The organism is Billgrantia aerodenitrificans (assembly GCF_021404405.1).
Lineage (GTDB): Bacteria > Pseudomonadota > Gammaproteobacteria > Pseudomonadales > Halomonadaceae > Halomonas > Halomonas aerodenitrificans.
The window spans coordinates 174642-187434 of record NZ_JABFTV010000010.1; the positions used below are offsets into that span (position 1 = coordinate 174642).

At 66.1% G+C, this 12793-nt stretch carries 11 protein-coding genes; 2 read left to right on the forward strand and 9 right to left on the reverse strand.

Features of this window, described 5'->3' with window-relative positions:
• Window positions 1-7: 7 nt before the first annotated feature.
• From HOP59_RS18510 to HOP59_RS18535, 6 genes are all read right to left on the reverse strand, one after another.
• The gene (locus HOP59_RS18510; RefSeq protein ID WP_010625837.1) at window positions 8-667 is read right to left on the reverse strand and encodes a L,D-transpeptidase; all 660 of its coding nucleotides are present in this window, start codon (window positions 665-667) and stop codon (window positions 8-10) included.
• 283 nt (window positions 668-950) lie between these two features.
• The gene (locus tag HOP59_RS18515; RefSeq protein ID WP_010625838.1) at window positions 951-1196 is read right to left on the reverse strand and encodes a formate dehydrogenase subunit delta; all 246 of its coding nucleotides are present in this window, start codon (window positions 1194-1196) and stop codon (window positions 951-953) included.
• A gap of 7 nt (window positions 1197-1203) precedes the next feature.
• A complete protein-coding gene (gene fdhD / locus HOP59_RS18520; RefSeq protein WP_234254879.1) occupies window positions 1204-2028 on the reverse strand; it encodes a formate dehydrogenase accessory sulfurtransferase FdhD in 825 nt (274 codons plus the stop codon).
• Window positions 2025-4940 carry a formate dehydrogenase subunit alpha gene (fdhF, locus tag HOP59_RS18525; protein ID WP_234254893.1) on the reverse strand — a complete coding sequence of 972 codons (2916 nt, stop codon included), beginning with the start codon at window positions 4938-4940 and terminating at the stop codon, window positions 2025-2027. Before fdhF ends, fdhD begins: the two co-directional genes overlap by 4 nt.
• Before the next feature lie 17 nt (window positions 4941-4957).
• Window positions 4958-6508 carry a formate dehydrogenase beta subunit gene (locus HOP59_RS18530; RefSeq protein ID WP_234240439.1) on the reverse strand — a complete coding sequence of 517 codons (1551 nt, stop codon included), beginning with the start codon at window positions 6506-6508 and terminating at the stop codon, window positions 4958-4960.
• Entirely contained in the window at window positions 6508-7005 is a 498-nt protein-coding gene (locus tag HOP59_RS18535; RefSeq protein WP_010625842.1) for a formate dehydrogenase subunit gamma, read from the reverse strand. Before HOP59_RS18535 ends, HOP59_RS18530 begins: the two co-directional genes overlap by 1 nt.
• A 207-nt stretch (window positions 7006-7212) precedes the next feature.
• On the opposite strand from HOP59_RS18535, the gene HOP59_RS18540 reads away from it, so the two are divergent.
• Window positions 7213-8286: a substrate-binding domain-containing protein gene (locus HOP59_RS18540; protein ID WP_191223564.1), complete on the forward strand. Its 1074-nt coding sequence runs from the start codon at window positions 7213-7215 to the stop codon at window positions 8284-8286.
• Window positions 8287-8304: 18 nt separating this feature from the next.
• Here the strand turns inward: HOP59_RS18540 and HOP59_RS18545 are convergent, their stop codons facing one another.
• A complete protein-coding gene (locus tag HOP59_RS18545) occupies window positions 8305-9411 on the reverse strand; it encodes an FAD-binding oxidoreductase (RefSeq protein ID WP_234254895.1) in 1107 nt (368 codons plus the stop codon).
• Window positions 9412-9740: 329 nt separating this feature from the next.
• On the opposite strand from HOP59_RS18545, the gene HOP59_RS18550 reads away from it, so the two are divergent.
• A complete protein-coding gene (locus tag HOP59_RS18550) occupies window positions 9741-11027 on the forward strand; it encodes an aromatic ring-hydroxylating oxygenase subunit alpha (protein WP_234254897.1) in 1287 nt (428 codons plus the stop codon).
• Between the two features lie 113 nt (window positions 11028-11140).
• On the opposite strand, the gene HOP59_RS18555 is transcribed toward HOP59_RS18550, so the two are convergent.
• Together HOP59_RS18555 and fdhA are read right to left on the reverse strand one after the other, a co-directional pair.
• Complete coding sequence (locus HOP59_RS18555) at window positions 11141-11380, reverse strand: hypothetical protein (protein WP_010625846.1); 240 nt, start codon at window positions 11378-11380, stop codon at window positions 11141-11143.
• 161 nt (window positions 11381-11541) lie between these two features.
• Window positions 11542-12735 (reverse strand): formaldehyde dehydrogenase, glutathione-independent, encoded by a 1194-nt coding sequence (fdhA, locus tag HOP59_RS18560; protein ID WP_234254899.1) that lies wholly within the window; start codon window positions 12733-12735, stop codon window positions 11542-11544.
• Between the last annotated feature and the right edge of the window lie 58 nt (window positions 12736-12793).

Consider the following 12793-nt stretch of genomic DNA (forward strand, 5'->3'; position numbering starts at 1 on the left):
ACTTTGCCTAGCCCTTGATCACCACCCGTGTGCCGATGCGCAGCCACGGGTCGAGTGCACGAATCTCCTCGTTGCTGACCGCCACGCAGCCCTCGGTCCAGTCGAAGCTGCGATGGATCTCGGGGTCGCCCTGCCCTAGGCCATGAATCCCGATCAGCCCGCCCAACGCCGTGGTATGCGGTGCCCGGCCGTGGCGCGCCCGGTAATTCTCGATGTGCCAGTACTCCTGCATGGTGATCTTGCCGCTGCGCAGCGCTTCTTCGGCGACTTGGGCATTGGGATAGTCGAAGCCGAAGAACAGGCCGAAGCGCGAGGCGCGGTTGATGCGGTCTACGCGGAACTCGCCGATCGGCGTCATCGAACTGCCCCTGGCGCGCAGCGGCGCCGCACCGCCGGCACCGAAGGCGAGGTGTTCGATGCGCTTGATCTCACGCTCGCCGCGCATCACCCGCACCCGGCGGTTGCGCAGATCGATGCTGAGCCAGACCTCGTCGGCGGTCAGCCCTTCGGGCTGCGCCACCGCGTCCAGCACCTGCCACAGCGTCGGCAGCTCCGGCATCACGCCATTGAGTGTATGAGAAGATTCGGGAATATTGGCCTGGGCCGTCGGCCCAAACGCGAAGAAGCCTGCCGTCATGGCGGCAGCCTGGAAGAATGCCCTGTTCATGAGCCCCTGCCCGTGCGTAGTGGAGTTATCGTCGACTCGAGCCGATCGAATTATTCGGACCCGCCATGGCCCGCGCCATGAGGATATGGCACGACTCCCTTCGAGGGGACGTCATCGCATGGAAGCCGGGGCAAAGATCCTGGACCGGGCCCTATCGGCCCGCTGTCGAGGTCGCCAACCGAACCATGAGACGCATGGGCCGAATATACCATAGGCACGCTAAGGCAAAAGAGGGGCTCGCCTCCTTTCGTTGAAAAAGCGCGTGAAAGACCGGTATCGGGCGTCAGGCGCTCGCCGAATGCGTCTCGCTCTGGCTCTGTGCCAGCCGCTCGATGGCCTGCCGGGCCAGGGGCGACAGCTCGCTGCCGTCCTGTTGGAGATAGTCGACGATCTGGCGCTTCATGCTGCGCGCCCAGAACTTCTTCAGGTGGGTATACACGCGCTCGGCGGCGACATCGCCGTAGTGGGCATTGTTGGCGGCGATCTGATTCGCCATGTGGATCAGGGTATCGAGCTGACTGCGGCTCATGGCGACTTCAACCTCCGCTGGCTTGAACGACCGGCACGGCTTCGCGTACCGGCTGATGATAAATGACGTGGCGCCCCGTGCGGGCGAAGCCGACCAGCAGCAGGCCGGCATGGCGCGCCTGCTCGATGGCGAGCGAGGTGGGAGCCGATACGGCGACGAGGCAGCCGATGCCGGCGCTGGCGCACTTCTGCACCATCTCGTAGCTGGCCCGGCTGGAGACCAGCGCAAAGCCGTCCGCCACCGATAGACGACGACTCAGCATGGCGCCGATCAGCTTGTCCAGGGCGTTGTGGCGACCGACGTCCTCGCGTGCCAGTTGGATCTGCCCGCCGAGGTCGCACCAGGCGGCGCCGTGGGTGGCGCCGGTTTCGCGCTGCAGCGGCTGGTGCCACTTCAGCGCCTCCAGTGCCTGCTGAATGGCAGCGTCGTCAATGGCCGGCGCTGCCACCCGGCCGATGGGACGGATCGCCTGCTCCAGCGACTCGGTGCCGCACAGCCCGCAGCCGGTGCGCCCGGCCATGCTGCGGCGGCGCTGCTTGAGCTCCATGAAGCGCTGGGTGGCGATCTCCAGATGGACAGCAATGCCGCCATCCTCCTGGCGCACCTCGATGGCGTAAAGCTCATCCGGCGAGTGCAGGATGCCCTCGGTGAGGCTGAAGCCGAGAGCGAAGTCGTCGAGATCGTCCGGCGTGGCCATCATCACCGCATGGGAGATGCCGTTGTAGACCAGCGCCACCGGCGTCTCCACCGCGATGCTGTCCTCCAGCCGCTCGGCGCTGCCGGCCCGGCGCACGTCCACCGGAACCCGGCAGCGGCTGTGGTCGTCACTCATTCACGCGCTCCGCTGAGAGCCTGGCCCGCTTCGTCCTTGTTCCCACCGCGCAGCAGCTCGAGCTGCAGCCGGTCGAAGGTCTGGAACTGTTGCTGCCAGGCGGACGGCTGGCTGACCTTCTCGACCTGCACGGCGGTCACCTTGTACTCCGGACAGTTGGTCGCCCAGTCGGAGCTGTCGGTGGTAATCACGTTGGCTCCGCTGCCCGGATGGTGGAAGGTAGTGTAGACCACCCCCGGCGGCATGCGGTCGCTGATCCGCGCACGCAGCACCGTCTGGCCGGCGCGGCTGGTGATGCCGACCCAGTCGCCGTCGCGCACGCCGCGCAGCTCGGCGTCGGCCGGGTGCAGTTCGAGCACGTCCTCGTCGTGCCAGGCCTGGTTGTGCGTGCGTCGGGTCTGGGCGCCGACGTTGTACTGGGAGAGGATGCGCCCGGTGGTCAGCAGCAGCGGGAAGCGGCGGTTGCTGAGCTCGTCGCTGGCCACGTAGTCGGTGATGGCGAACTGACCGAGGCCGATGGGGAAGTCCTCGATGTGCATGGTCGGGGTGCCCTCGGGGTGCGCCTCGTTGCACGGCCACTGAATGCTGCCCAGCGCGTCGAGCCGCGCGTAGCTGACGCCGGTGAAGCTCGGCGTCAGGCCGGCGATCTCGTCCATGATCTGCGACGGATGGTCGTAGTGCATGGGATAGCCCAGCGCATTGGCCAGATCCACGGTCACTTCCCAGTCCTGCTTGCCGGCCAGCGGCGGCATCACCTTGCGCACCCGGTTGATGCGGCGCTCGGCGTTGGTGAAGGTGCCGTCCTTCTCCAGGAACGAGGAGCCCGGCAGCAGCACGTGGGCGAACTTGGCCGTCTCGTTGAGGAAGATGTCCTGCACGATCAGGCACTCCAGCGAGCGCAGCGCCTGCTCGACGTGCTGGGTATTGGGGTCGGACTGGGCGATGTCCTCGCCCTGCACGTAGAGCGCCTTGAATTCGCCGGCCACGGCGGCATCGAACATGTTGGGGATGCGCAGGCCCGGCTCGTCGTCGATGGGCACGCCCCAGGCCGCCTCGAATCGCTCGCGCACGGCGGGGTCGCCGACGTGCTGGTAGCCCGGCAGCTCGTGGGGGAAGGAGCCCATGTCGCAGGAGCCCTGGACGTTGTTCTGCCCGCGCAGCGGGTTGACGCCCACCCCTTCGCGGCCGATGTTGCCGGTGGCCATGGCCAGGTTGGCGATGCCCATCACCATGCTCGAGCCCTGGCTGTGCTCGGTGACGCCGAGCCCGTAGTAGATCGCGCCGTTGGGCGCCTGGGCGTAGGTGCGCGCGGCACGGCGCACCTGCTCGGCGGGCACTCCGGTGATCGCCTCAACGTTCTCCGGCGCATGGCGCGGGTCGAGGATGAACTCGCGCCAGGCCTGATAGCCCGCCGCGTCGCAGCGCTTGGCGATGAACTCGCGATCCTCGAGCCCTTCGCTCATCACCACGTGGGCCAGGGCGTTGATCATCGCCACGTTGGTGCCGGGGCGCAGGGCGAGATGCTGGGCGCCGCGATGATGCGGGGTCTTGAGCAGGTCGATGCGGCGCGGGTCGACGACGATCAGCTCGGCGCCCTGGCGCAGGCGACGGCGCATCTGCGAGGCGAACACCGGGTGGGCGTCGGTGGGGTTGGCGCCGATGACCACGATCACGTCGGCCTGCATCACCGAGTCGAAGGTCTGGGTGCCGGCGGACTCGCCCAGCGTCGTCTTGAGGCCGTAGCCGGTGGGCGAATGACACACCCGGGCACAGGTGTCGGTGTTGTTGTTGCGGAAGGCCGCACGCACCAGCTTCTGCACCAGGTAGGTCTCCTCGTTGGTGCAGCGCGACGAGGTGATGCCGCCGATGCTCTCGCGGCCGTACTTGGCCTGGATCGCCTTGAGCCGCTGGGCGGCGAAAGCGATCGCTTCCTCCCAACCCACCTCGCGCCAGGGCTGGTCGATCGACTCGCGGATCATCGGCGTCTTCAGGCGGTCGGGGTGGGTGGCGTAGCCGAAGGCGAAGCGGCCCTTGACGCAGGAGTGGCCGTGGTTGGCGTCGCCGCCCTTGTACGGCACCATGCGCACCACCCGGTCGCCCTGCATCTCGGCCTTGAACGAGCAGCCCACGCCGCAGTAGGCGCAGGTGGTCACCACGCTGTGCTCCGGCTGGCCCTGTTCGATCACCGATTTTTCCATCAGCGTCGAGGTCGGGCAGGCCTGCACGCAGGCGCCGCAGGAGACGCATTCGGAATCCATGAACGCCTCGCTCTGGCCGGCGGCGACCTTGGACTCGAAGCCGCGCCCTTCGATGGTCAGGGCGAAGGTGCCCTGTACCTCTTCACAGGCGCGCACGCAGCGCGAGCAGACGATGCACTTGCTGGGGTCGAAGCTGAAGTAGGGGTTGGAGTCGTCGGTCTCGGCGTCCAGGTGATTCTCGCCGTCGAAGCCGTAGCGCACCTCGCGCAGCCCCACCGCACCGGCCATGTCCTGTAGCTCGCAGTCGCCGTTGGCCGGGCAGGTCAGGCAGTCCAGCGGGTGGTCGGAGATGTAGAGCTCCATCACGTTGCGCCGCAGCTTGGCCAGCCGCTCGTTCTGGGTGGTGACCTTCATGCCGGCCGCGACCGGCGTGGTGCAGGAGGCCGGCAGGCCGCGCCGGCCCTCGATCTGCACCGCACACAGGCGGCACGAGCCGAACGCCTCGAGGTTGTCCGAGGCGCACAGCTTGGGAATGTTGATGTCGGCCAAGGCCGCGGCGCGCAGCACCGAGGTGCCTTCGGGCACGGTGATCGCGACGCCGTCGATCTCGAGGCTGACCAGCGTCTCGGAGAGCCGCGCCGGGGTGCCGTAGTCGCGCTCCGGCAAGAAATGCTGCGGAGCGGGCGTCTGCTTGGGATCGTAATAGTTCAACATATCGGGCCTCCTCCCGCTCAATGCGGCTGCGCGTCGCGCTGCAGATCGTCGGGAAAGTGTTTCATCACGCTCTGTACGGGAAAGGGCGTCATGCCGCCCATGGCGCAGAGTGAGCCGTCCACCATGGTCTCGCACAGGTCGGCGAGCAGTATGAGATTGGCCTCACGACGCTCGCCGGCACGGATGCGGTCGATCACCTCGACGCCACGCACCGCACCGATGCGGCAGGGGGTGCACTTGCCGCATGACTCCACCGTGCAGAACTCCATGGCGAAGCGCGCCTGCTCGGCCATGTCCACCGTGTCGTCGAACATCACCACACCGCCGTGGCCGAGCACCGCGCCGACCTCGGCGAAGGCCTCGTAGTCGAGCGGCAGGTCCCACTGGCTCTCGGGCAGGTAGGCGCCCAAGGGGCCGCCTACCTGCACCGCACGCAGCGGTCGTCCGGTGAAGGTACCGCCGCCGAATTCCTCCATCAGCTGGCGCAGGGTGGTGCCGAAGGCCAGCTCCACTAGCCCGCCGCGCTGGACGTTGCCGGCCAGCTGCAGCGCCAGGGTCCCGCGTGAACGGCCCATGCCGTAGTCGGCGTAGGCTTGCCCGCCGTCGCTGAGGATGAAGGGCACCGCCGCAAGCGACAGCACGTTGTTGACCACGGTGGGCTGACCGAACAGGCCTTCGATGGCCGGCAGCGGCGGCTTGAAGCGCACCATGCCGCGTTTGCCTTCGAGGCTTTCGAGCAGCGAGGTCTCCTCGCCGCAGATGTAGGCGCCGGCCCCCAGACGCACCTCGAGGTGGAACGTCCGGCCGCTGCCGAGGATGTCGCCACCGAGATAGCCGGCGGCCTCGGCGCGGGCGATGGCCTCATTGAAGATCTCCTGGGCCAGCGGATACTCCGAGCGCAGGTAGACGTAGCCCTGGGTGGCACCCACGGCGAGGCCGGCGATGGCCATGCCCTCGATCAGCAGGTAGGGGTCGCACTCCATCACCAGGCGGTCGGCGAAGGTGCCGGAGTCGCCCTCGTCGGCGTTGCAGACGATGTACTTCTGCGCGGCGGGGGCGTCGAGCACGGTCTGCCACTTGATGCCGGTGGGGAACGCCGCCCCGCCGCGACCGCGCAGGCCGGAGGCCTTGACCTCGTCGACGATGGCCTGGGGAGCGAGACCAAGCGCCCGGCGCAGGCCGCGGAAGCCGTCGTGGGCGCAATAGTCCTCCAGCGACAGCGGGTCGGTGACACCGATGCGCGAAAAGGTCAGACGCTGCTGGGCCTGTAGATAGGGAATCTCCTCGGCCGGCCCCTGGCACAGCGACGATGCCTCACCGCCTTCGAGCAGGCCGGCATCGAACAGCCCGGCCACGTCCTCGGGGGCCACCGGCCCGTAGGCGATGCGCCCGGCGGCGGTCTCGACCTCGACCAGCGGCTCCAGCCAGAACAGCCCGCGGGAGCCGTTGCGCACCAGTTCGATCTCGACGCCACGGGCCTCGGCCTCGGCCTCGATGCGCTGGGCGACCTCGTCGGCGCCCAGCGCCAGCGCGGTGGTCTCGCGGGGAACGAAGAGTTTCGTGGTCATCAGCTCACCTTCAGCACTTGGGTGGTCAGTTCATCGACCAGCCGGTCGAAGCGCTCGGGGGTGACCCGGGCCAGGATGCGATCGTCGACGCGCAGCGACGGGCCGCAGGCGCAGTTGCCCAGGCAGTAGACCGGCTCCAGGGTGATCTCGCGGTCGGCGGTGGTCTGGTGGTAGTCGATCCCCAGAGTGTCCCGCGCGTGCATTTCCAGCGCCCGTGAGCCCCGCGCCTGGCATGCCTCGGCGCGACAGATCTGTACCACGTGGCGCCCCGGCGGCGTGGTGCGGAAGTGATGGTAGAAACTGATCACGCCGTGCACCTCGGCCCGGGTGAGCTGCAGCGATTCGGCGATGAGCGGCACCGCCTCGCGCGGCACGTAGCCGCAGCGGTCCTGGATCGCGTGCAAGATGGGGAGCAGAGCGCCGGGCTTGTGCTTCAGGGCGTCGATCTCGTCCTGAATCAGCTGGGGCGTCCATGAAGGGAATGGGCTGTTGAGCATGGCCTGGCCTCGAAGCGAACGTATGGAGCGCATCTTCTGGCGACTTGCGCCGGTACGTTCGAAGCTGCTGGTTACGGTCTAGTTATGTACCACTTATTTATGTACTACAGTGCATATATTGGATAAGGTGCCCGTAGCATCATTGATGGTGCGTATTTGTGAAGGTAGCAGTCCTGCCTGGGTTACGAAATATGAAAAACACATCATATGAAACGTATTAAAATTGAACCTGCCTGGTCCTTCACCGACGAGGCCGGCAACCGCCTGGATCCGCAGCTGTTCGGGCTGCTGCAGGGCATCCATCGCAGCGGCAAGCTGACCGAGGCCGCTGCCGAGGCCGGTATCTCCTACCGCCATGCCTGGAACCTGCTCAACAAGTGGGCGGAATTCTTCGGCGTTACGCTGGTGGAAATGCAAAAGGGGCGCGGCGCACGGCTCACTCCACTGGGCGACAAGCTGCTGTGGGCACGCCAACGGGTGGCCGCCCGGCTCGGTCCGCAGCTGGAGAGCCTGGGCTCGGAGCTCAATCTCGAGCTGCAGCAGCTGTTCGAGGGCGTCGAACCGGTGCTGCGCATGCACGCCAGCCACGGCTATGCAGTGGCGCTGCTGCCCAGGTTCGCCAGCGACTTTCAGCTCGATCTACAGTACTGCAGCCCGGCAGAGGCCCTGGCCGCGCTGAATCGCGGCGCCTGCGACGTGGCCGGCTACCACATGCCGACCTCGGCGACCCGGGGTCCGCTGATGCAGGGCTACCGCCGTCAGCTGCGGCCGCGCAGCCATTGCATCATTCGCTTCATCACCCGCTGTCAGGGGCTGATGCTCGCACCGGGCAATCCCAAGGGTGTGGCCGGCCTGGCCGATCTCGTGCGTGGCGACGTGCGCTTCATCAACCGCCAGCAGGCTTCCGGCACCCGGGCGCTGCTCGATATCCTGCTGCGGGAAGTGGGCCTCTCGGCGCAGCGCATCCGTGGCTTCGAGCTGGAGGAGTACACCCACTCCGCGGTGGCCGCCTACATCGCCGCCGGCATGGCCGACGTCGGCTTCGGCGTCGAGGCCGCCGCGCGTCAGTTCGGCCTGGACTTCCTGCCGCTGGCCAGCGAGCACTATCTGCTACTGTGTCAGCGCAGCAGCCTGGCCGACCCCAGCGTCGTACGTCTGCTCGAGATGATCCGCAGCGCGCCGTTCCAGCAGGCCGTGCGCGAGCTGCCCGGCTATTCGCTGGACCGTTGCGGCGAGGTGTGCAGCGTCGACGAGCTGTTCGACGAGTCACGCCACGGCTGAGCCTCGCCGGTGCCGTCGTCAGTAGTCGACCACCACGTCGCCCAGGGGCTTGCTGCAGCAGGAGAGGATATAGCCCTCTGCCACGTCTTCGTCGGTGATGCCGCCGTTGTGCTCCATGTCCACTTGCCCGGACTTGAGCCCTACCCGGCACGTGCCGCAGATCCCCATGCCGCAGGCCTTGGGGATGTGCAAGCCGAGCTTGGCGGCAGCCGAGTGAACCGTCTCGCCAGGCTGAATGCGTACGCTCTTGCCCGAGCCGACGAACTCGACGCTGAGCATGTCGGCGTAATCGATCTCCTCCGCCTCGGCCTCGGCTTGCTCGGCCAGCTCCAGCACCTCCTCGCGCACGTCAAGCGGCGTGGCGCCGAAGGATTCCTCGTGGTAGCGGCTCATGTCGAAGCCGTTTTCGCGCAGGATGTGCTTGATCGCGTTCATGTACGGCGTGGGGCCGCAGCAGAAGATCTCCCGCTCGAGGTAGTCGGGCGCCATCAGCTCGAGCATCGGCTGGGTCAAATACCCGCGATAGCCGGCCCAGGCCTCGCCGATGTCGTCCTTCTTCTCACAGACGATATGCAGTTTGAACTCAGGGATCCGCGAGAACATGTGCACTAGTTCGCGATGGTAAATGACATCCCGCGGGGCGCGCGCACTGTGGATGAACTCGACGTCGACGTTGGCGTTGGTGTCGAAGAACCAGCGTGTCATCGACATCAGCGGCGTGATGCCCACGCCACCGGAGAGGAACAGCACCTTGTCGGCGGGAAAGTCGATCGAATTGAAGTTGCCCACCGGGCCATGCACCGCCAGTTCGTCGCCGACCTTCAGGTTGTCGTGCAGCCAGTTGGAAACCTTACCGCCGGGCACCCGCTTGACGGTGATCGAGAAGCTGTAGGGAATCGACGGTGAACTGGAGATGGTGTAGGAGCGCATGATCGGTTCGCCTTCGATCTCCAGCTCCAGGGTCACGAACTGCCCCGGCTTGAAGAAGAACAGCACCGGCTGCTCGGCCATGAAGCAGAAGGTACGAACGTCCCAGGTTTCCTGGATCACCTTGACGCAACGCACCATGTGGCGGCCGTTGGTCCAGGTCTGGGTCGTGACGGGGTTGAGAAAGTTCATGGTCATGTCGAGTCGCCTGGCATTGATCAGCGTGGAAGGCTCCGACTGCGGAACACCGCCTGCCGTTGATCGAATTCTGCGTCAGCCGGCAAGCCCTCGACTTGCCTGACTGCGACACGAACGTACCCCTGGCTTCCACTTGGGGGGATTTTTCTGCACCCACTGGTCGCGACTGAACGCTTTCGGGTCGTCGGCAGACAACTGAACGACCTGAGGCTGATCCACACTCGCCGTATTCGTACTCGGCACCCAAGACAATTACCATGCCGCTCCCTGGCGAAAACCAACAATTCGACCGATGCCGCCACCGCGGCCAGCAATGAGGATGTCTCTCCATGGATCCGATCTCACCCACCACTCTGGACGATCCCCTGGACCCGGCGCGTGAAGCCGTCGTCGCGATGCTCGCCGAGCGCGAGCGCAACTTCTCGCTGCCCCAGGCGTTCTACAACGATGCCCGCCTGTTCGCCCTGGACATGCAGGAAATCTTCGGCAAGGAGTGGCTGTTCGCCGGCATGACCTGCGAGATTCCCGCCAAGGGCAATTACGTGACCCTGCAGGTCGGCGACAACCCGGTGATCCTGGTACGCGGCGACGGCGGCTCCATCCATGCTTTCCATAACGTCTGCCGTCACCGCGGCTCACGGCTGTGCGTCAGCGACAAGGGCAAGGTGGCCAAGCTGGTCTGCCCCTACCATCAGTGGACCTACGAGCTCGACGGCCGCCTGCTGTTCGCCGGCAGCGACATGGGCGAGAACTTCGACCTTTCCGCCTATGGCCTCAAGCCGATCCACGTGCGCACCGGCGGCGGTTTCATCTTCATCAGCCTGGCCGAGCAGCCGCCCGCCCTCGACGACTTCCTGCTCACTCTGGAGCACTATCTCGAACCCTACGAGATGGGCAACCTCAAGGTCGCCGTGGAGTCGAACATCGTCGAGCAGGCCAACTGGAAGCTGGTACTCGAGAACAATCGCGAGTGCTACCACTGCAACGGTTCCCACCCTGAGCTGCTCAACTCGCTGCAGGAGTTCGACGACACCGACGATCCCCGTGCCACGCCCGCCTACAAGGCATTGGTGGCGCAGAAGCAGTCGGACTGGGACGAGCAGCAGATCCCCTGGCAGCTCAAGCGCTTCGGCAAGCGCAACCGGTTGACCCGCACCCCGCTGCTGGATGGCGTGGTCTCGATGACCATGGACGGCAAGCCGGCCTGCAGCAAGCTGATGGGCCGCCTGACCAGCCCCGACATGGGCTCGCTGCGCATCCTGCACCTGCCCAACTCCTGGAACCACTTCATGGGTGACCACGCCATCGTGTTCCGCGTGCTGCCGCTGGGCCCGCAGGAGACCCTGGTGACCACCAAGTGGCTGGTGCACAAGGATGCCGTGGAGGGCGTCGACTACAAGCCCGAGGAGATGCGCCGGGTATGGGACGCCACCAACGCCCAGGACAAGCGCCTGGCCGAGGAGAACCAGCGCGGTATCAACTCCAAGGCTTACCAGCCGGGCCCCTACTCGGAGACCTACGAGTTCGGCGTGATCGACTTCATCGACTGGTACAGCGAGCGGATGCAGGAGAACCTGGGCCACAGCGCCCCTCACCTGCAGGTGGTGAAGGGCTAGGCCCCACCTACTCCTCGTGATGTGAAAGAAATCGCCCCCGGCCAAGGCCGGGGGCGATTTGTTTCACTCGGGTTCGAACAAAAGCCGACAGTGTTGCGGGCGCGTGCCGATGGCTAACCCGCGATTGGCCGCAGATGATTCACCAGCGCTTCGCGCACCTCGGGCAGCATGACGCCGGTCTGCGCCTCCAGCTCGGCGACCAGCGCCTCCAGACCGGGCACCTCCGACTCGGCCTGCCGCTGGGCGACAAGCCGGGCGCAGGTGTCGGGGTCGGCATCGGCAGGCAGGTCGATGCCCAGCGCCACCAGGCGCTGACGGAAGTCCTCCGCATCGATCAAGTCGGCGTACATCATCTCTCTCATCTCCCGCTACCGTCGTTCGCTCCGCTAGATTACCCGCTCGGCTGTCAGGCGGCCACGCTGCGCATGGGTCGAATAACGAAAATGGCTGGCGGCGCCGCTTTCAAGGTGCGGCGTCGGCCAGCTCGGGCTACTCCTTACGTCACCAAGCTTACTTACGCAGCTACGCTGCCGTGGGGATCGATGACGAATTTCTTCGCCGCACCACCGTCGAAATCGGCATAGCCCTGTGGTGCCTGATCCAGCGAGATTATCTGCACGTTGACCGCGTCGGCGATCTTGACCTTCTCGAACAGGATCGCCTGCATCAGCGGGCGGTGATACTTCATCACCGGGCACTGGCCGGTATGGAAGGAGTGAGACTTGGCCCAGCCGAGGCCGAAGCGCATGCTCAGCGCGCCCTGCTTGGCGGCGTCGTCGACGGCACCCGGATCCTCGGTCACGTAGAGGCCCGGGATGCCGATCTGGCCGCCAGCACGGGTCATCTGCATCGCCGAGTTGAGCACGGTGGCGGGCGCTTCCTTGCCGTGGTTGCAGCCACAGGCATGGGCCTCGAAGCCGACGCAGTCGACGAAGGCATCGACTTCGCGCTCGCCGAGAATCGCCTCGAGCTTGTCGGCCATGTCGCCATCCTGGGTCAGATCGATGGTTTCACAGCCGAAGCTGCGCGCCTGGGCCAGGCGTTCCTCGATCATGTCGCCGACGATCACGCAGGCCGCACCAAGCAGCTGGGCCGAGACCGCCGCCGCCAGGCCCACCGGGCCGGCTCCGGCGATATAGACGGTGCTGCCCGGACCGACGCCGGCCGTCACGCAGCCGTGGAAGCCGGTGGGGAAGATGTCCGAGAGCAGGGTCAGGTCACGGATCTTGTCCATGGCCTGATCGGTGTCGGGGAACTTCAGCAGGTTGAAGTCGGCGTAGGGCACCATGACGTATTCCGTCTGGCCACCGACCCAGCCGCCCATGTCGACGTAGCCATAGGCGGCACCGGGGCGCGCCGGGTTGACGTTGAGACAGATCCCGGTGCGGCCTTCCTTGCAGTTACGGCAGCGCCCGCAGGCGATGTTGAAGGGCACCGAGACCAGGTCGCCCGGCTTGATGAATTCGACGTCGCGTCCGCACTCGACTACCAGGCCTGTGATCTCGTGGCCCAGCACCAGGCCGGCGGGCGCAGTGGTACGGCCACGCACCATGTGCTGGTCGCTGCCGCAGATATTGGTGGTGACCACCTTCAGGATCACGCCGTGGTCGCATTTACGATTGCCAAGGGCGAGTTCCGGATAGGGGATGGATTCGACATCGACCTTACCCGGGCCCTTGTAGACGACTCCTCGGTTGGCTTGGCTCATGGCTGGCTCCAGTGCATTTGTTGTCATGGGGCGGCACATTCCGCCGCTTCAGCCTATG

Excerpts from the sequence above, each read along its gene's own strand:
- HOP59_RS18510 (WP_010625837.1), bottom strand. The coding sequence starts at position 667 with ATGAACAGGGCATTCTTCCAGGCTGCCGCCATGACGGCAGGCTTCTTC.
- HOP59_RS18515 (WP_010625838.1), bottom strand. The coding sequence starts at position 1,196 with ATGAGCCGCAGTCAGCTCGATACCCTGATCCACATGGCGAATCAGATC.
- fdhD (WP_234254879.1), bottom strand. The coding sequence starts at position 2,028 with ATGAGTGACGACCACAGCCGCTGCCGGGTTCCGGTGGACGTGCGCCGG.
- fdhF (WP_234254893.1), bottom strand. The coding sequence starts at position 4,940 with ATGTTGAACTATTACGATCCCAAGCAGACGCCCGCTCCGCAGCATTTC.
- HOP59_RS18530 (WP_234240439.1), bottom strand. The coding sequence starts at position 6,508 with ATGACCACGAAACTCTTCGTTCCCCGCGAGACCACCGCGCTGGCGCTG.
- HOP59_RS18535 (WP_010625842.1), bottom strand. The coding sequence starts at position 7,005 with ATGCTCAACAGCCCATTCCCTTCATGGACGCCCCAGCTGATTCAGGAC.
- HOP59_RS18540 (WP_191223564.1), top strand. The coding sequence starts at position 7,213 with ATGAAACGTATTAAAATTGAACCTGCCTGGTCCTTCACCGACGAGGCC.
- HOP59_RS18545 (WP_234254895.1), bottom strand. The coding sequence starts at position 9,411 with ATGACCATGAACTTTCTCAACCCCGTCACGACCCAGACCTGGACCAAC.
- HOP59_RS18550 (WP_234254897.1), top strand. The coding sequence starts at position 9,741 with ATGGATCCGATCTCACCCACCACTCTGGACGATCCCCTGGACCCGGCG.
- HOP59_RS18555 (WP_010625846.1), bottom strand. The coding sequence starts at position 11,380 with ATGATGTACGCCGACTTGATCGATGCGGAGGACTTCCGTCAGCGCCTG.
- fdhA (WP_234254899.1), bottom strand. The coding sequence starts at position 12,735 with ATGAGCCAAGCCAACCGAGGAGTCGTCTACAAGGGCCCGGGTAAGGTC.